The organism is Sulfitobacter sp. 1A13496, assembly GCF_043557225.1.
In the GTDB taxonomy this organism is placed as follows: Bacteria; Pseudomonadota; Alphaproteobacteria; order Rhodobacterales; family Rhodobacteraceae; genus Sulfitobacter; species Sulfitobacter faviae.
Genome location: NZ_JBIFFP010000001.1, coordinates 1,026,216 through 1,044,690, shown reverse-complemented (window position 1 = coordinate 1,044,690; position 18,475 = coordinate 1,026,216). Strand labels below are relative to the sequence as shown.

At 61.4% G+C, this 18,475-nt stretch carries 17 protein-coding genes; 9 read left to right on the top strand and 8 right to left on the bottom strand.

Translation table 11 applies throughout. The features are described from left to right. Positions 1 to 260: 260 nt before the first annotated feature. Entirely contained in the window at positions 261 to 1,799 is a 1,539-nt protein-coding gene (locus tag ACGYLX_RS05115) for a helicase HerA-like domain-containing protein (RefSeq protein WP_394447694.1), read from the top strand. A 496-nt stretch (positions 1,800 to 2,295) separates the two neighbouring features. After that, on the top strand, positions 2,296 to 3,672 hold the full coding sequence (locus ACGYLX_RS05110; protein ID WP_394447692.1) for a hypothetical protein: 1,377 nt from the start codon (positions 2,296 to 2,298) through the stop codon (positions 3,670 to 3,672). A gap of 106 nt (positions 3,673 to 3,778) precedes the next feature. Here the strand turns inward: ACGYLX_RS05110 and ACGYLX_RS05105 are convergent, their stop codons facing one another. The 6 genes from ACGYLX_RS05105 to ACGYLX_RS05080 all read right to left on the bottom strand — a co-directional run bounded on the left by ACGYLX_RS05105 (position 3,779) and on the right by ACGYLX_RS05080 (position 9,275). Continuing rightward, positions 3,779 to 5,083: a branched-chain amino acid ABC transporter permease gene (locus tag ACGYLX_RS05105; protein ID WP_394447690.1), complete on the bottom strand. Its 1,305-nt coding sequence runs from the start codon at positions 5,081 to 5,083 to the stop codon at positions 3,779 to 3,781. Next, positions 5,080 to 6,090, bottom strand: coding sequence for a branched-chain amino acid ABC transporter permease (locus tag ACGYLX_RS05100; protein WP_067261483.1), 1,011 nt, complete (start codon positions 6,088 to 6,090; stop codon positions 5,080 to 5,082). The genes ACGYLX_RS05105 and ACGYLX_RS05100 overlap by 4 nt, the downstream gene beginning before the upstream one ends. Positions 6,091 to 6,092: 2 nt before the next feature. Beyond that, positions 6,093 to 6,914, bottom strand: coding sequence for an ABC transporter ATP-binding protein (locus ACGYLX_RS05095; RefSeq protein WP_271687269.1), 822 nt, complete (start codon positions 6,912 to 6,914; stop codon positions 6,093 to 6,095). Beyond that, complete coding sequence (locus ACGYLX_RS05090) at positions 6,911 to 7,693, bottom strand: ABC transporter ATP-binding protein (RefSeq protein WP_067266791.1); 783 nt, start codon at positions 7,691 to 7,693, stop codon at positions 6,911 to 6,913. The genes ACGYLX_RS05095 and ACGYLX_RS05090 overlap by 4 nt, the downstream gene beginning before the upstream one ends. A gap of 88 nt (positions 7,694 to 7,781) precedes the next feature. Then, positions 7,782 to 7,943, bottom strand: coding sequence for a hypothetical protein (locus ACGYLX_RS05085; protein ID WP_156505744.1), 162 nt, complete (start codon positions 7,941 to 7,943; stop codon positions 7,782 to 7,784). A 147-nt stretch (positions 7,944 to 8,090) separates the two neighbouring features. Then, positions 8,091 to 9,275, bottom strand: coding sequence for an ABC transporter substrate-binding protein (locus tag ACGYLX_RS05080; RefSeq protein WP_067266789.1), 1,185 nt, complete (start codon positions 9,273 to 9,275; stop codon positions 8,091 to 8,093). A gap of 186 nt (positions 9,276 to 9,461) precedes the next feature. Between ACGYLX_RS05080 and ACGYLX_RS05075 the strand changes: the two genes are divergently transcribed. Then, complete coding sequence (locus tag ACGYLX_RS05075; RefSeq protein ID WP_394447688.1) at positions 9,462 to 10,559, top strand: PQQ-dependent sugar dehydrogenase; 1,098 nt, start codon at positions 9,462 to 9,464, stop codon at positions 10,557 to 10,559. 3 nt (positions 10,560 to 10,562) lie between these two features. Here the strand turns inward: ACGYLX_RS05075 and ACGYLX_RS05070 are convergent, their stop codons facing one another. Then, the gene (locus ACGYLX_RS05070; protein ID WP_271687273.1) at positions 10,563 to 11,567 is read right to left on the bottom strand and encodes a GlxA family transcriptional regulator; all 1,005 of its coding nucleotides are present in this window, start codon (positions 11,565 to 11,567) and stop codon (positions 10,563 to 10,565) included. A 191-nt stretch (positions 11,568 to 11,758) separates the two neighbouring features. Here ACGYLX_RS05070 and ACGYLX_RS05065 point away from each other — a divergent pair, with 191 nt between their 5' ends. Further along, positions 11,759 to 13,129, top strand: coding sequence for a class II 3-deoxy-7-phosphoheptulonate synthase (locus ACGYLX_RS05065; protein ID WP_271687274.1), 1,371 nt, complete (start codon positions 11,759 to 11,761; stop codon positions 13,127 to 13,129). Between the two features lie 88 nt (positions 13,130 to 13,217). On the opposite strand, the gene ACGYLX_RS05060 is transcribed toward ACGYLX_RS05065, so the two are convergent. Next, a complete protein-coding gene (locus ACGYLX_RS05060; RefSeq protein WP_394447686.1) occupies positions 13,218 to 13,877 on the bottom strand; it encodes a PAS domain-containing protein in 660 nt (219 codons plus the stop codon). Between the two features lie 280 nt (positions 13,878 to 14,157). Between ACGYLX_RS05060 and ACGYLX_RS05055 the strand changes: the two genes are divergently transcribed. The 5 genes from ACGYLX_RS05055 (at position 14,158) to ACGYLX_RS05035 (ending at position 18,450) form a co-directional block, all read left to right on the top strand. Continuing rightward, positions 14,158 to 15,048 carry a YicC/YloC family endoribonuclease gene (locus tag ACGYLX_RS05055; protein ID WP_394447684.1) on the top strand — a complete coding sequence of 297 codons (891 nt, stop codon included), beginning with the start codon at positions 14,158 to 14,160 and terminating at the stop codon, positions 15,046 to 15,048. A gap of 3 nt (positions 15,049 to 15,051) precedes the next feature. Beyond that, positions 15,052 to 15,699 (top strand): guanylate kinase, encoded by a 648-nt coding sequence (gmk, locus tag ACGYLX_RS05050; RefSeq protein WP_394447682.1) that lies wholly within the window; start codon positions 15,052 to 15,054, stop codon positions 15,697 to 15,699. Continuing rightward, positions 15,696 to 16,217 carry a gamma carbonic anhydrase family protein gene (locus tag ACGYLX_RS05045; protein WP_394447681.1) on the top strand — a complete coding sequence of 174 codons (522 nt, stop codon included), beginning with the start codon at positions 15,696 to 15,698 and terminating at the stop codon, positions 16,215 to 16,217. Before gmk ends, ACGYLX_RS05045 begins: the two co-directional genes overlap by 4 nt. Position 16,218: 1 nt before the next feature. Next, complete coding sequence (locus tag ACGYLX_RS05040) at positions 16,219 to 17,271, top strand: ATP-binding protein (protein WP_394448097.1); 1,053 nt, start codon at positions 16,219 to 16,221, stop codon at positions 17,269 to 17,271. Between the two features lie 138 nt (positions 17,272 to 17,409). Continuing rightward, positions 17,410 to 18,450 carry a substrate-binding domain-containing protein gene (locus ACGYLX_RS05035; protein ID WP_271687278.1) on the top strand — a complete coding sequence of 347 codons (1,041 nt, stop codon included), beginning with the start codon at positions 17,410 to 17,412 and terminating at the stop codon, positions 18,448 to 18,450. Positions 18,451 to 18,475 lie beyond the last annotated feature (25 nt).

The window sequence follows — 18,475 nt, the reverse complement described above, 5'->3', positions numbered from 1 at the left end:
GGCCGACTTATTAATGCCACGTTAGGCAAGCGCGTGATGCCGGTCAACAGGAAAAATGCGACAATCTGTCAGGGTTTTAGCACGGCCCCTGTCAGAAAAAGGGCCGCACCCGAAGGCGCGGCCAAGTCTAACAGGGAGGAAGTACACCCACCCGATGAAAGGACATGCGAGCGGGATGCCTTCACTATGGCGCGCAAAGGTTAAGTTTGTATGCTCTAGTGGAACGGACGAATGGCTAAAATTGACAGAAAGGCCCCAGCGTGAGCAGTGACATCTTTATCGGCGGCGGCGGCCCCGACCATGCGACAAAGCAATTCCTCGATCTTGGCTATGCCAACCGTCATGGGCTGATCGCAGGGGCGACGGGGACGGGCAAAACGGTGACGCTGCAAATCCTTGCTGAGGGCTTTGCCAACGCCGGGGTGCCGGTGTTCTTGTCGGATGTGAAGGGCGATCTGTCCGGCCTTGCCGTCGCGGGGAGCGAGGCCGCCAAACTGCACGGCGCTTTCACCGAACGCGCGGCCAAGATCGGCTTTGACGACTATAGCTATCAATCCTTCCCGGTCACCTTTTGGGATCTCTTTGGTGAGCAGGGCCATCCCGTCCGCACCACGGTTTCCGAGATGGGGCCGCTGCTCATCGCGCAGTTGCTCAGCCTGTCCGAGGCGCAGGAGGGCATCCTGAACATCGCCTTCCGCGTGGCCGATGAGGAAGGCATGCCGCTTTTGGACCTGAAAGACCTGCAATCCCTACTGGTCTGGGTCGGCGAGAATGCAAAGGACTTGGCGCTGCGCTATGGCAATGTCTCGACCGCCTCCGTCGGCACCATTCAACGGCGGCTGCTGGTGCTGGAAAACCAAGGCGGCGCGCAGTTGTTTGGCGAGCCGGCGCTGGCGCTCTCGGACCTCATGCGCTGCGACGCCGAAGGGCGCGGGCGGATCAACATACTCGCCGCTGACAAGCTCATGGCCTCGCCCAAACTCTATGCGACTTTCTTGCTGTGGCTCATGTCCGAACTGTTCGAGGAACTGCCCGAGGTGGGCGACCCCGACAAACCCAAGCTCGTGTTCTTCTTCGACGAGGCGCATCTGCTGTTCGACGATGCGCCCAAGGCGCTGGTCGACAAAGTGGAACAGGTGGCGCGGCTCATCCGCTCCAAAGGCGTCGGGGTTTATTTCGTGACCCAGAACCCCGCCGATGTGCCCGACGATATCCTCGGCCAGCTTGGCAACCGTATCCAACACGCGCTACGCGCCTTTACCGCGCGGGACCGTAAGGAACTGCGCCAAGCCGCCGAGACCTACCGCGAGAACCCGCGCTTCGACACCGAAGAGGCGATCCGCGAGGTCGGTGTTGGGGAGGCCGTGACCTCCATGCTGCAACGCAAGGGCGTGCCGGGCGTGGTGGAGCGTACCTTGATCCGACCCCCGTCTTCGCGGCTCGGCCCGATCACCGTGGCAGAGCGGGCGGCGGTGCTGGCGGACTCCGATCTGGCAGGGAAATACGAGACCGTGCAGGACCGCGAGTCCGCCTATGAAATGCTGAAGGCCCGCGCAGAGGCGGCGGCCAAAGAGGCGGAAAAGATCGAAGCCGCGGCAGAGACCGAGGACGCAGCCGCGCGTGAGTTCCAGAAGGCCCGCCGCTATGGCAGGGCACGCAGCGGCGGCAGCCGGTCGAGCCGCAAGGCGACGGACGGTTTCGGGGATGCCATCGCGAGCGCGGTGATCAAAGAGCTGAAAGGCACCACCGGGCGCCGGATCGTGCGTGGTATTTTGGGCGGATTGTTCAAGGGGCGTTGAAGCGGCCTGAGAAATGAAAAAGGGACGCGGTATTGCTACAAGCCCCTTACCGGATGTGTGGAATAAAATGCTTCGGTTGGCCACAGAGTGGCCAACCTTATCCTTAGAAACTTGACTTGACCGAATCCACGAATGGAGATGTCAGGTGAAGTCCGTTTCGCAAAAATCCGCGACAGCCGCTAAAAGGCGGCTTCCACTCCCACATTTTGGGGTGGATGTTAACTTTTGCCGGAACGCACAATGCGCCCATTTTGGCGTGCGTCCTGATCCCCGAGATGGTCGGGGGCTCAAGCTGAGCTCTGCAAATACCAACTTCCCGCGGGGCAGGGTCGGCGGAACAGGCGACGACAAATACTTCGAGTGCGGCTCTTGCGGGAAAGAATCCGGCGTCAAGAATAACCGCGCTATTGCCGAAGAATACACACGCCTCCGGCGGTTGCAACGCTTCCATGGAAAGGCGTGCGGAAATGAGGCCTGCCCTTCTCACGGGAAGACATTGGAGACTTGGCCGGAGTTCTACTGGAAGAGCGGTCGGACAAAAGCCGGGCATCAAAGATATGCCTGCAAGCGGTGCCGATCGTCCTTCACGATTGGACATCCAGCGCGCAACCATCGCCGGCAATCGAAGAACGGGCAGATCCTGAAACTGCTTGTTCACGGGACCTCCCTGTCGAAGATCACGGAGATCGCCGATGTCGCGCCGCGTGATGTCTATCGAAAGATCGACTTCATCTACGATCGGGTTCGAGAGTTCACTGATCGGCGGGAAGGTGATCTCCGCCATGTCGACTGGGAGAGGTATGGCCGCCGTTTTGCGACGGACAGCCAGTCCCTGACGCTCAACTGGCCCAACCGCAAGAAGCGCGCCTCCGTGTCCGTGCAGCACCTCTGCACTGCGCACGCGAACTCCGGCTTCATCGTCCTCGGGCATCTCCAGTTCGACCCTGCGGGCGATATGGCGCAAATCGAGGTCGACATGGCGGTTAATGGGGACTTGGCGAAGGACCGTTGTTGGCGGCGCCATGGGCGTCTCTGGACAGCTTCCGAGTTCAAGAAATATCTCGACGACATCACCGCAGGCGTCGAGATCGACCCAGAGATACTCGCGGATGTCGATCTCGGCCTTCAACTGCCCCACGAAGGCGGCCTCGTGCGGCAGGATATCCAACAATACGCCCACGCGCTGATGCTCCGGAGAATGGTGTCGAAATCCGACAGCCGCTTCTTCTTCGTCCAGGACGGCGATGCGGGTCTCAGCAAAGCCTTCCTCGCCGCCTTCGCGCCAGAGGTCGCTGCGGGCCTGGTGGATGTTGCCACAGTTTCCTTCGGAAAATACGAGTTCAACGACACCCGCGAGGTCCTCTATGCCAAGGGTCGGAAAGACCTGCGCAACGACCTCAACCTGACGGCACAGCAACTCGATAGCCTGCCGGAGTTCGTATTGAACGAGGAGATCGACCGAGAGATCGTAAAGCGGCTTGCCGGCCGACCTCTCGACACTCCCTTCGAGTGGCCCTACCACACGAAGTCTGAGCCTTCCCGGGTCGTTGATCTCAGGACGGACCGACCAGAGCTCTCAAGGGAACGATGCGCAAGGCTGATGCGTCTGGCCACGCTGCGAAGCGTGGATAGCTATTTCCCCAAGATTCGTAGCAATGTGCGGGCGGCCTCACGGCCGGTCTCGACGCCGAGCGCGAATGGACGGACCTGGGATCGCCACTTCCTCTACAAGCCCGAAATGCTGGTCAAGATCATCGAGATCTACCGCTTCCATCACAACTGGATGGGATCACGGGACACGAAACGAACTCCCGCGATGAAACTCGGCCTCGCAAAGGGCAAGATCTACGAGCGGGATCTGTTCGGAGAATGAACGAAGAAGCGCGCTGCCAATAGCAGCGCGCAACCTTCCACACATCCGGTAAGGGGCTTGGTATTGCTACCGCGCCCCTTTTTTGTGTCATGAAGGTCCACCAGCTTTACCGCTCGGGGATCAACCCGCGCGGGCTGAAGCGGAGCACCAGCAGCAGCACGATGCCCATCGTCAGCAGACGCATATGCGCCGCGCTCTCGATCAGATGCGCCTTCAGCGCCGATCCTTCGGACATGCCCGCTGTGATCAGGTTCATCAGCCACAGACCCATCGGTTCGACCTGCACCCAAAGGAACCAGATCAGAAAGCCGCCCAGAATCGCGCCGAAGTTGTTGCCCGACCCACCGACGATGACCATCACCCAGATCAGGAAGGTAAAGCGCAGCGGCTGGTAGGTGCCGGGCGTCAACTGGCTGTCCATCGTGGTCATCATCGCACCTGCTATGCCGCAAATGGCAGAGCCGAGGATGAAGACCTGCAAATGCCGCGCTGTGACGTCCTTGCCCATGGCTTCGGCCGCGACCTCGTTATCACGGATCGCGCGCAGCATCCGGCCCCATGGGGAATGCAGCGCGCGTTGGCTCATCCACAGCAGGAGGATCAACACCATGGCGAAAAGCGCGATGTAGAGGAGCTTAACCCAAAGCGTCGAGGCGTCCACCGCGTCGAACCCAAGGCCCGCCGCGCGTTCCACGAAGACCGGGTTGTTTTGCAGGTCGATCTCGTAAGGCACGGGACGGGGCAGGCCGATGACGTTCTTCACGCCACGGCTCATCCAGTCTTCGTTCTTCAGCACCGCGATGATGATCTCGGCAATCCCCAGCGTCGCAATCGCCAGATAGTCCGACCGCAGGCCAAGGGCCGTCTTGCCGATCAGCCAAGCCGCGCCAGCGGCAAAGAGCCCACCCACAGGCCAAGAAATCAGCACCGGCAGGCCAAGCCCACCAAGATAACCGGTCTGCGCGGGGTTGATCGCCTCCACCGCTTCGACCGCAGGATCGAGCAGGGCACGGAAGATGAAGAAACCGATGACCAGCACCGCAATCACCGAAAGCGTGCGCAGCGTGCCCGGGGCCATCCGTTTCATCAGCATGACCGCCGCCACCACGGTGGCCGCCCCAAGCGCCAGCGCCCCCAGAATGGCGAAACCACCGGTGGACCAAGCGCCCTCGGTCGGGGGCATGGAGACCAGCACAGCCGCCAAACCGCCAAGCGCCACGAAGCCCATGACGCCCACGTTGAACAGCCCCGCAAAGCCCCATTGCAGGTTCACCCCAAGCGCCATGATCGAAGAGATCAGGCCCATCGCGATGATCAGCAGAGCCGAGTTCCAGCTTTGCGCAAAGCCGGTGTAGATAATCATCAGGGCGATGATCGCGAAAAGGATCGTGTTTTTCACAGTCTGGGTCATACCGATTTCCCCTTGAACAGGCCGGTGGGCTTGATCAGCAGAACGATCAGAAGAATGACGAAGCTGACCGCAAATTTGTAATCCGTGCTCATGAGCTGCACCAAGCCGTCCGGCTGCAACCCTTCGGGCATCACATAGCCCAGCACCTTTTTCCACGCATAGGTGATCGTGACCTCGCTAAACGCGATCACGAAACCGCCCGCGATAGCCCCGACCGGAGAGCCGAGCCCGCCGACGATGGCCGCCGCGAAGATCGGCAGCAGAAGTTGGAAATAGGTGAAGGGTTTGAACGACTTATCAAGGCCATAAAGCGTGCCTGCGATGGTCGCCAAGGCGGCCACGATCATCCATGTGATCATCACCACACGCTCGGGGTTGATGCCCGACAAGAGCGCAAGATCCTCGTTATCAGAATAGGCGCGCATGGATTTACCCGCCCGCGTCTTGTTGAGGAACCAAAACAGCAGCGCCACGACAATGATCGCGGTGACGATGGTGATGCCTTGGGTGGTCTTGAAGGCAAGACCTTCGCGCAGGCCGGTCATTTCTTTGAAATCCCGCGCCGACATGATGAAACGCTGCCCGTCGAGGAAGTTCTGATCGTCCGCGCCGATGATGAAACGAGTGATGCCGTTGTAGATGAAGGTAACGCCGAGCGACACGATCACGAGGATCACGGGCTTGGCCTTTTGCTCGCGGTAGAATTTGTAGACCACCTTGTCGGTGCCGAGCACCAGCAGCATGGTAAAGGCGATGCCGAAGGGCAGGGCCAGAAGCGCTGTCGGCAGCACGCCGAGGCTCAGACCCATGGACTGGAACAGCCATGTCATCAGGATCGTCGCCATGGTCCCCATGGCCATCGTGTCGCCATGGGCGAAGTTGGAAAACCGCAGGATGCCGTAGACCAGCGTCACGCCAAGCGCGCCGAGCGCCAGCTGCGAGCCATAGGCGATGCCCGGAATGAGCACATAGTTCGAAAGTGCAATGAAAGCGTTGAGCAGATCCATGTTCAGCCCCCCAGAAACGATTTGCGGACTTCAGGATCGGCTAAAAGCTCTTTGCCGGTGCCGGTAAAGGCGTTCGCCCCCTGCACAAGCACATAGCCTTTGTCCGCGATTTCAAGCGCTTGTCGGGCGTTCTGTTCGACCATCAGGATCGGGATGCCGGTGCGGGCAACCTCAATGATCCGGTCGAAAAGCTCGTCCATGACGATGGGCGAGACACCCGCCGTCGGCTCATCCAGCATCAGCACCTTGGGCTGGGTCATCAACGCGCGGCCCACGGCCACCTGCTGGCGTTGCCCGCCCGACAGTTCACCCGCCGCCTGATGGCGCTTTTCCTTGAGGATCGGAAAAAGGTCATAGACCTGCGCCATCGTATCGCGAAAGTCATCGCGGCGGATGAAAGCGCCCATCTCAAGGTTCTCTTCGACCGACATGGAGGTGAAGATGTTCGAGGTTTGGGGCACGAAGCCCATGCCCTTGGCCACGCGGTCCTGCGGGCTGAGTTCGGTGATGTCTTCACCATCCAGCCGCACATGGCCCTTGCGCATGTCGAGCATGCCAAAGACCGCCTTCATGCCGGTGGATTTGCCCGCCCCATTGGGGCCGACGATCACCGCGATCTCGCCGCGGTCCACGGCGATGGTGCAGTCATGCAGGATGTCGGGGCCGTTGCCGTAGCCCGCCGTCATACCGTCACCGATCAGGAAGGGGCCGCCGGGGGCGGGGTGGGTTTTGCCGCTGGCCTTGGGCATGATGCTGCCTTGGCCCTTCGCGTTGCCGACCGACCAATCTTTGTTGCCGCGGTCGCCGTAGGGATCATTGCTCATGCGCCTACCTTGTCCTTGTTCTTCAGCCCGGTGCCGAGATAGGCCTCGATCACCTGTTCGTTCGCCTTGATCTCATCTAGCGTGCCTTCGGCCAGCACGTGGCCCTCGGCCATGCAGATCACCGGGTCGCAAAGGCGGCCGATGAAATCCATGTCATGCTCGATCACGACGAAAGTGTAATTGCGCTCTTGGTTGAGCCGGATGATCGCGTCGCCGATGGTGTTCAGCAGCGTCCGGTTCACGCCCGCGCCGACCTCATCGAGAAAGACGATCTTGGCATCCACCATCATGGTGCGGCCAAGCTCCAACAGCTTTTTCTGGCCGCCCGAGATCTGACCCGCTTTCTGTTCGGCGAGATGTTCGATGGTCAGGAACTCAAGCACCTCATCGGCTTTGGCCTTCAGCGCGCGTTCTTCGTTGGCGATGCGTTTGGTGCCGAACCATGTGTTCCACAGCGTCTCGCCCGACTGATTGCCTGGCACCATCATCAAGTTCTCACGACAGGACATCGAAGAAAACTCATGCGCGATCTGGAAGGTGCGCAGCAGCCCCTTATGAAAAAGCTCATGCGGGGGCAGGCCGGTGATGTCCTCCCCATCCATGGTGACGCGGCCCGATGTGGGCTGAAGCACGCCGGCAATTACGTTGAACAGCGTGGTTTTTCCCGCGCCATTGGGGCCGATCAAACCGGTGATCGATCCTTTCTCGATCGACAGGCTTGCCCCGTCGACGGCGTGAAACCCGCCGAAGTGTTTGTGTACGTCGTCTACGACGATCATATGTCCATCCCCGTGTCCGCCACCTTGTGGCTGGTTTTTATTGGTCGTCATATGGGCCGCGCAGGCAGATGCGCGCCGCCATACCTGTTTACAATGTGCTGAGATTCTTGGAAGGGACCGCTGCGGTCCTGATCTGAAGAAAGCCCTGCGCTGCCTTGTCAGAGGCAGATTGCGCCGTATTGCCGAAATCACGTTCAGCAAAATACATGCCCAAAGCCCTGACCGAGACGGCCATACGTTGCTTTTTCATCCTGTCCTCCCAGACGGGACGTGTTTTCCACGTCCTCAATAGGGGATTTGTACTGGCTGCAACCCAGGAAGAAAAGCCGATTTCCTAAGCAAAAGGCCCGATCGCACTGCGACCGGGCCTCTCTTAGCGGTTAGATGGTGGCGTGGATCAGCGGTAGCCGACTGTGACCATCTTGCCGTCTTTCATCTCGATCTCGCGGTAGTTGCCCGCGCTCTCGCCCGGTCCGATCAGCTCGACCGCCGAGGCACCGACATAGTCCACGTCGCCGCCGTCTTTGATGATTTGAAGCGCCTTGCCCAGTTCACCCGGCAGGATTTTTTCACCCGGTGCGTTGGCGACTTCCATCACCTTTTCCTTGTACTCCGCCGGATCGTTGGAGCCTGCGGCCTGCATCGCCAGCAGCATCAGCGCTGCCGCGTCATAGGATTCAGGCGAGAAGGCGTTGGTCGGCTCGAAGCCGGCTTCCTTGCCCATCTTCTTGTAGTTGTCCGGGCCTTCGCCAGCAGCACTCGGGTTCTGACCAAAGGAGCCATCCGCGATCTCGGCGAATTTCTCTTCCAGCGTGTCGGAGACCATGCCGTCGGGGAACATGAAGACGTCGAATGCACCGGCGTCCAGCGCTCCGTTCACGATGCCCGCGCCACCTTGGTCGACATAGCCTGCCACGACCAGAACCTCACCACCGGCAGAGGCCAGCGCGCCGACTTCGGCGGAGTAGTCCGCTTTGCCGTCTTCATGCGAAGTGTTGATGGTCACGGTACCGCCGGATTCTTTGTAGGCGGTCTCAAAGCTGTCGGCCAAACCTTTACCATAGTCGTTGTTGGTATAGGTAACGGCGACTTCTTTGATGCCACGGTCGTTCAGGATGTCGGCCATGACCTGACCCTGACGCGCATCCGATGGGGATGTGCGGAAGAACAGGCCGTTGTCTTCGACGGTCGACAGGGCGGGCGATGTCGCGGAGGGCGAGATCATCACGATGCCGTTCGGAATGGCGACGTTCTGCAACGAGGCTGTCGTTTCGCCCGAGCACATGCCGCCCACGATGCCGCTCACGCGGTCGGAGGTGATCAGACGCTCAGCCGATGCCACGGCGAGGCCCGCATCGATACAGCCGGTGTCGCCACGCTCGGACGAAACGGTAGCCCCGTCGAGGAACATGCCGCTCTCGTTAACCTCGGAAATCGCCAGTTCGGCACCGGCGGCCATGTCATTGGCCAGCGATTCCAGCGGGCCGGTGAAGCCCAGCAGAATGCCGATTTTGGTGTCTTCCGCATGCGCGCCAGTGGCGAGCAGAGCAACGGCCGTTGTGGCCATCAGTATTTTTTTCATTTGGTACTCTCCCTTAGTTGAACTCTCGTTCTGATCGAACGTTAGGTCGTGGTTTCGGAAAAGAAAAGGCGATTTATAAAGTGTTTTTCGCGGGCAGGTTTTCGCGTGGACCGGGAACGATGGTGGAAAGTGGCGGTGCGATGGCTATGTCTTGATCCAAGCCCCCATGCCCAAAGGAGCCTGCCCATGACCTGCGCAAAACACCTCGCCACCGCCGCCTTCATCAGCCTTGGCAGCTTCTGCGCCGCGGGCGCCGCCACAGCGCAGAGCGGTCTCTCGATCACCCCCATGGCCGAGGATCTCGAGGCCCCTTGGGGCGTTGCCCCCTTGCCGGGTGGCGGTCTGTTGGTGACAGAGAAGGCCGGGCGTTTGATCTATCAAAAGGACGACATACGGCATGAGGTCTCGGGCCTACCGGAGGTCGCCGTGGTCGGGCAGGGCGGTCTGTTGGACATCACCTTGGCCGGGGATTTCGCGCAGAGCCACCTGTTGTTCCTGACCTATGCCAAACCCCAAGAGGGCGGCGGCGCGGGGACCGCTTTGGCAAGCGCGCAGTTGTCGGAGGATACCCGCAGTCTGGAAAACCTGACCGAGCTTTTCGCCATGAAGCCGGGCAGCAGCGGCGGCCAGCACTTCGGCTCGCGCGTGGTCGAAGCGCCGGATGGTACGCTGTTGGTGACCATTGGCGAACGCGGTGATCGTCCGGCGGCGCAGGACCGCAGCACCCATAACGGCAGCATCATCCGGGTGAACCGCGACGGCTCGGTCCCTGATGACAATCCCTTTGTCGACATGCCCGACGTGCTGCCCGAAATCTGGTCCTACGGCCATCGCAACCCACAAGGGGCGGGGCTGGATCTGGATGGGCGGCTTTGGGTGTCGGAACACGGGGCCAAGGGCGGGGATGAGGTGAACCGCATCACCAAAGGCACGAATTACGGCTGGCCGGTGATTTCCTACGGTGAGCACTATTCGGGCGCGAAGATCGGCGAGGGCACGGCGAAAGAGGGGATGGCGCAGCCCGAATTCTACTGGGACCCTTCCATCGCGCCTGCGGGGCTGATGGTCTACTCCGGCGCGCTTTTCCCTGAATGGGAAGGTGACATCTTTGTCGGTTCGCTCAAGTTCGACTATATCGCCCGGCTAAGCGGCACGCCGCTGGAAGAGGTGGCGCAGATCAAAACCGCGGAGACCGCCCGCGTGCGGGATGTCGTCGAAGGGCCCGAGGGTGGGATCTGGTTCATCTCGGAGGTCAACGGCACCGTCTACCGGATCACGCCCTGACCCTCAGGCGGGCTGCCGGGTGGATTGGCTGCCGCGTTCACGATAAGGCGTGGTCTGGTAATGCGCCCGGTAGCATTTCGAGAAATGCGAGGGCGAGGCAAAGCCGCAGGCCAGCGCCACGTTGATCACGCTCATATCCGTCTGCATCAACAGGTTGCGCGCCTTTTGCAGCCGCAATTCCATATAATACCGTTTGGGGCTGCGGTTTAGGTAGCGGCGAAACAAACGCTCCAATTGGCGGGTCGACATGCCCACGTCGCGGGCGAGGATGGAGGGGCTGATCGGCTCTTCGATATTGCGCTCCATCTGCTGAATAACTTGGGAAAGCTTGGGATGGCGCACGCCGATTCGCGTGGGCACCGACAGGCGCTGCGTGTCTTGGTCAGTGCGGATCGAGGAATAAATGAGCTGATCCGCCACGGCGTTGGCTGTCTCCTCACCGTGATCATCGGCGATGAGTTTTAGCATCATGTCCAAAGAAGACGTGCCACCCGCCGTGGTCAGCCGGTTGCCGTCGACCACGAAGACCGATTTCGTCAGAATGACTTCTTCAAATTCCTCGCCGAAACTGTCTTGATTCTCCCAATGGATCGTGGCGCGTTTGCCGTCGAGCAGGCCCGCTTTGGCCAGCGTATGCGCCGCGGTACAAAGCCCGCCAACAACCAGGCCCTTGCGCGCCTCGCGGCGCAGCCATGCCAGCAGCTTCTTGGTGGTCGCGGCCTGCACGCCGATGCCGCCACAGATCATGATGGTATCGTCGCGGCCCAACTCCTCAAGCCCGCCGTCCAGTGCGAACACCGCGCCGGATGAGCTTACACAGGTTTCACCGCTTTCGCCCACGACCTGCCATTCATAGACCTCGCGTTCGAGCATGCGGTTGGTGATCCGCAGGCATTCCACCGCCGAGGCAAAGCTCAGAAGGGTGAAATTCTCCAACAACACAAAGACGAAGCGCCGCGGCTTGTCGGTCTGGGGGGGCATGCGGGTGGCCGGGCGCGGTTGGGACATCACGGCGTCTTTCTATTCAGGTCGTCTCTGCCGACATGTGCCATGGCCGCCAGAACTTGCCGGAAACATTGCCCACGGGCCTCACGCCACGTCAATAGGGCGCATTTCGGTTCTGGTCACTTTCCCCGCGCCTTTGTATAGAGAAAGATCACGAAGTGCCGACACTCGGCGCTGTGGAGCGGAGTAGAAAGATGACAGACTGGAGCACCTCGAGCTGGCGCAGCAAACCGCGCGTCCAGATGCCCGATTACCCTGACCAAGCCGCATTGGAAGCGGTTGAGGCACAGCTGGCACGCTATCCGGTCCTCGTTTTTGCGGGCGAAGCACGCCGGTTGAAGAAACATCTGGCCGCCGCGGGCCGTGGCGAAGCCTTCCTTTTGCAGGGCGGCGACTGTGCCGAAAGCTTCGAGCAGTTCAGCTCGGACGCCATTCGCGATACCTTTAAGGTGATGTTGCAGATGGCCATCGTGCTGACCCATGGGGCCAAGGTGCCGGTGATCAAACTGGGCCGCATGGCCGGTCAATTCGCCAAACCGCGCTCGGCCCCGACCGAGGTGGTGGATGGCGTGGAACTGCCCAGCTACCGCGGCGATATCATCAACGATCTGGCCTTCAACGAAGCGGCCCGTATCCCCGACCCGCAAAAGATGCTGCGCGCCTATACGCAGGCCGCCGCCACGCTGAACCTGCTGCGCGCCTTCTCGACCGGGGGCTATGCGGATGTGCATCAGGTCCACGGCTGGACGCTGGGCTTCACCGACGACGAAAAGGCCGAGAAATACCGTGAGATCGCCAACCGCATCTCTGACACACTTGATTTCATGGCCGCCGCAGGGGTGACCGCCGAAACCGCACATACGCTGCAATCGGTGGAATTCTACACCAGCCACGAAGCGCTGTTGCTGGAGTATGAAGAGGCGCTTTGCCGCCGTGACAGCCAAACCGGCAAGTGGCTCGCAGGCTCGGGTCACATGATCTGGATCGGTGACCGCACGCGGCAGCCCGACGGGGCGCATGTGGAATTTGCCAGCGGCGTGCAAAACCCGATTGGCCTGAAGTGTGGCCCCTCAATGACCAGCGATGACCTCAAACAGTTGATGGCCAAACTGAACCCCGAGAATGAAGAGGGCCGTCTCACCCTGATCTCGCGCTTTGGTGCGGGGCAGGTGGGCGATCACTTGCCGCGTCTGATCAAAACGGTTCAGGAAGAGGGCGCCAATGTCGTCTGGACCTGTGACGCGATGCACGGCAACACGATCAAATCCTCCACGGGCTACAAGACCCGGCCCTTCGATTCCGTGCTGCGCGAAGTGCATGAATTCTTTGCCGTGCATAACGCCGAAGGTTCCGTCCCCGGCGGTGTACATTTCGAGATGACCGGCCAAGACGTGACCGAATGCACCGGCGGTGTGCGGGCGGTCAGCGACGAAGACCTGTCGGACCGTTACCACACGGCATGCGACCCACGGCTCAACGCCAGCCAGTCGCTGGAACTGGCCTTCCTCGTGGCGGAGGAACTGTCGAACCGCCGCGTGGCTCAAACGGCGCGGGCGGCGGGGTAGCAGCCTCAGCCTGCACTCGATTGTGACGAAAGAAACGCCGTCCCGTTTTCCGGGGCGGCGTTTTCGCGTTCCGAGGGCGGCGGACGGGCTATTCCTGCTCTGACTTCACCAAACGCAGATAGGGCGGGTTCTCACCCGTCGGGGCGGCGGTGAAGCTTGCCTTCGGCTCTGCGAATCCGGTTTCGCGTGGCAAAAGCGGCTGCTGCAGGGGATCGGCATGGCGCACAGGTTTGGCCAACCCGCCAAAGGCGCTATGCCGCGTGGCCTGCGCCAGATCGAAACGCCGTGGGGTTTGTCCGATCTCCCCCAGCACGACGAGACAGCCCAGCACCCGACTGACATCGCCCAGATCGCTTTTCAGCGGCAAGAGCAGCATCCGCCCCGTCAAGGCAGGCCGCCCATAGCTCGCCGCCGCGCCTAGGTGCAGTGTGATTTGGCCGGGCATCTGAAACACTTCTTCCAGCGCTTCGCTGACGCGGGGGCGTGACTGCGTGCCGAAAAAGGCGGTGATCGGCATGCCGCGCACCTCCATCCCCATGAGATCGCGCAGATGGCCGCCCGCAATCCGCAACCGTCCGGCACCCACGGCGACACGTTCGAGGATAAAGGCATATTCCAATGCCTGCTCGATCCCGCGCGGGTCGATATCCGACCGCCGCGGCATCAACCTGTTGCCGCGCAGGGCCTCCCAATAGGCTTCGACCTGCGCGAGCGGGCCATAGCCAACATGCGTCCGATGATCTGACATGGCGACAACATTCTGCGCGGTGTGGCCTGTATTGCCCATTGAAACTCACCCATAAGGTCTTGGCCAATACAGCAGCCGTTTTTGAAACGACAGCGGCACAATGCGGCCGAAATGATTACCAAATCATTAATACCGCAGGCGGTTAAGGAATTCGTCACGCTTTCGCTGAAGTGGTTAACGCGTGAGCCATGGGATCCGCCGGGCGAGGGGCCGGGGGCTTGCCCATCGCGGGGGTTTCGCCGTAAGGCAGGACATGACCGCCCTTGCAAGGAACGCGCCGATGATCAGGTCCATGACAGGTTTCGCCTCTGCCTCCGGCGCTTTGGAGGGTTGGAGATGGTCTTGGGAGCTGCGCGCGGTCAATGGCAAAGGGCTCGACCTGCGGCTGCGCCTGCCCGATTGGGTCGAGGGGCTTGAGGCCGCCCTGCGCAAGCAGATTTCGGCGGAGGTGGCGCGGGGCAATATCACCTGCAACCTGCGCATCTCCTCGGCTGAGAGTGACGGCAGCTTGCAGATTAACGAGGCGCATGTCGACACGCTGCTGACCGCCCTGCATGAGATCGAGGCCCGTGCGATGGATGCCGGCGTATCGCTGGCGCCCTCACGGGCGAGCGATATTCTTTCCATGCGCGGTGTGTTGGAACAGGCCGATCAGGCACAGGACATCAACGCGCTGCGCGCCGCTTTGCTGGCGGAAGTGCCGACCCTGCTGCATGATTTCAACGAGATGCGCGCGCAGGAAGGCGCGGCGCTGGCCGTTGTAATGCAAGAGCAGTTGACCGAGGTCGAAAACCGCGCCGCCGAAGCCGCCGCTTTGGCCGAGGCCCGTAAGGCAGAAACCGCTGCCCAGTTGCGCCGCAACCTTGCCCGCGTGCTCGACAACAGTGAGGGCGCGGATGCGGACCGGGTGGCGCAGGAGCTGGCCTTGATCGCGGTCAAAGCCGATGTCACCGAAGAGATCGACCGCCTTGCCGCCCATGTCGCCGCCGCGCGTGCGCTGATCGGGCTGGGCGGGCCGGTGGGGCGCAAGCTGGATTTCCTGATGCAGGAGTTCAACCGCGAAGCCAACACGCTCTGCTCCAAGGCGCAGAGCACCGAATTGACGACTGTCGGTCTGGCCCTGAAGGCGGTGATCGACCAAATGCGCGAACAAGTGCAAAATGTGGAGTAAGACGTGACAAACCCAAGCCGACGCGGCCTTCTGATCATCCTCAGTTCCCCCTCCGGGGCGGGCAAATCGACCATGGCCCGCGCCCTGCGCGCATGGGATCCGACGATCAACTTCTCGGTCTCTGCCACCACCCGCGCCCCCCGACCGGGCGAGGAGGACGGCAAGGATTACCGCTTTGTCGGCGAAGAGGAGTTCCGGCAGGCCGTGGCCGAGGGCGAAATGCTGGAACACGCCCATGTCTTTGGCAATTTCTACGGCTCCCCCAAAGCGCCCGTGCAGGCGGCGATTGACGAGGGGCAGGACATCCTTTTCGACATCGACTGGCAGGGCGCACAGCAGATCCGCAACTCCGACCTGAACACACACACGCTGTCGATCTTCCTGCTGCCGCCCACGATCACCGAGTTGAAGCGCCGTTTGGAAAGCCGGGGGCAGGACGATGCCGAAACCATCGCCAAGCGCATGGGCAAAAGCTGGGATGAGATCAGCCATTGGGACGGCTATGACTTCGTGCTGGTGAACGACGATCTCGACCAGACTGAGGCGCGGCTGAAATCCATTATCACCGCCGCGCGCCTGCGGCTGAGCCAACAACCCGCCATCAAGGATCACGTTCGCCGTCTGCAATCCGAATTCGAGGAATTGAAATGACCCTCTACGCCCTCGCCGATGCCCGCCCCGAAGTCTCCCCCGATGCATGGGTCGCCCCTGATGCGAAAGTCATCGGCAAGGTGACGCTCGGCCCCGAAGCCTCTGTCTGGTTTGGCAGCACCCTGCGCGGCGACAATGAGATGATCACCGTGGGCCGCGGCAGCAATGTGCAGGAGAATTGCGTCTTTCACACCGATATGGGCTATCCGCTGACCGTGGGCGAAGATTGCACCATCGGTCATAAGGTCATGCTGCATGGTTGCACCATCGGCGACAACTCTCTGATCGGCATGGGGGCCACGGTGCTGAATGGTGCCAAGATCGGCAAGAACTGCCTGATCGGGGCAGGGGCGCTGATCACCGAGAACAAGGTGATCCCCGATGGGTCTCTGGTCATGGGCGTGCCGGGCAAAGTGGTGCGTGAGCTTGACGCGCAGGCGATCCAACAGTTGACCGCAAGCGCCAAACACTATGCCGAGAACGCCGCGCGCTTCCGCCGCGATCTTGAACCGCTCTGACATGGGCAGCACCGCCGTAACCCTTTCCGATGTGGTGGCGGCGCTGCCGCTGCCAAGCGTGGCCATCAATGCCGAAGAGCGGATCACCGTTCTGAACGCGCCCGCCGAGGATCTGCTGGGCAAGGGGCTGCTGGGCCGCCATTTCGTCACCGCGCTGCGCCAGCCGGGGCTGGTCGAAGCGGTCGAACGCTGTCTCGCGGGTGCGGGGCCCTGCCAAGCGCGCTTTACCAGCACCGGCGGCGAACATGGCACCACCTATGACGTCAGCCTGCGCCCGGTGGGTGACCACGGGATTGTCCTACTCAGTTTCAACGATGTGACGGAGATGGCGCAGGCAGGCCAGATGCGCCGCGATTTCGTGGCCAATGTGAGCCATGAGTTGCGCACCCCGCTCACCGCGCTGATCGGCTTCATTGAGACGCTGCAAGGTCCGGCGCGCGATGACACGGCGGCGCGCGAGCGGTTTCTGGGGATTATGGCGCAAGAGGCCGAGCGGATGAATCGGCTGGTGGGAGAGCTTTTGTCCCTCAGCCGGGTCGAGGCCGAAGAGCGCGTGCGCCCCGAAGCGCCGATCGATGTGCGCGACGTGCTACGCGGCACCCTGCGCAACCTCGCGCCGCTGGCGGTCGACAGCAATGTGACACTGGCACCGACCTTGGGGGATGTGCCCGCCCTCGTGCTAGGCGATGCGGATCAGTTGGTGCAGGTCTTCACGAACCTCATCGAGAACGCGATCAAATACGGCGGGCGCGACAACCGGGTCGAGATTTCTCTTAAACGCACGGGCCATGATCCCGCGATGCGCGGCCCCGCGGTCTATGTCAATGTGCGCGACCATGGTCCCGGGATCGACGCGATTCACCTGCCACGGCTGACCGAACGGTTCTACCGGGTCGACAGCCACCGCAGCCGCGCCCTTGGCGGAACGGGACTGGGTCTGGCCATCGTCAAGCACATCATGAATCGTCACCGCGGGCGGCTCAAGATCACCAGCACCCCCGGCGAAGGGGCCGAATTCCGCGTGATTCTGCCGATGAAACCGGGTTCTGACTGATTTTTGCAGAAATTTGGTGATTCAGGCCGACTGTCATGAAACTGTAACGTTGCTGTCACAAAAGCACAGCACCGCCTTCATAGACGGGGCGCAGATCACCATGGGGTGGTCACCAATTCGCATCTGACAGGAGATATCATGTCACTCGCAAAACTCACCACTTCCGCCCTGGCGATTGCCGCCGTATCCGCAACCGCTGCTGCCGCGCGTGACCAAGTACAGGTTGCCGGTTCCTCGACCGTGCTGCCCTATGCCTCCATCGTCGCCGAAGCCTTTGGCGAAAACTTTGACTTCCCGACACCGGTCGTGGAATCGGGCGGCTCCTCGGCTGGCCTCAAGCGTTTCTGCGAAGGCGTGGGCGAGAACACCATCGACGTGGCCAATGCCTCGCGCCAGATCAAAGACGCCGAAGTGGCGGCCTGTGCCGAGAACGGCGTGACCGACATCATCGAAGTGCGCATCGGCTATGACGGCATCGTCTTCGCCTCCGACATCAATGGCGAGACCTTCGAGTTCACGCCGGTCGATTGGTACAAAGCCCTCTCCGCCAAAGTTGTTGTCGACGGCGAAGTGACCGAGAACCCCTATACCACATGGGATCAGGTCAACCCCGACTTCCCCGCGCAGCCGATCCAAGCCTTCATCCCCGGCACCAAGCACGGCACGCGCGAAGTGTTTGAAGACAAGGTGATCCTCGCAGGCTGCGAAGAGACCGGTGATTACGAAGCCTTCCTCGAAGCCGCGGATGGCGACAAGAAAGCCGCCGAGAAAGAGTGCATCAGCCTGCGCACCGACGGCAAGTCCGTGGACATCGACGGCGACTACACCGAGACGCTGGCGCGCATCGAGAGCAACCAAGACGGCATCGGCGTCTTCGGTCTGGCCTTCTACGAGAACAACACCGACAAGCTGCAAGTTGCCACCATGGGCGGCGTCGAGCCAACCACCGAGAGCATCGCCTCGGGTGACTACCCCGTGTCGCGCCCGCTGTTCTTCTACGTCAAGAAAGCCCACATCGGCGTGATCCCCGGCCTGAAGGAATACGCTGAGTTCTTCGTCGCCGACGAAGTTGCCGGCCCCGACGGCCCGCTGGCCGAATACGGTCTGGTCTCCGACCCTGAACTAGCCGACACCCAGTCCGTGGTTGCCGATGAGACCGTGATGGGCAGCGGCTCCTAAGCCTTTACCCTTATCGCCGGGGGCG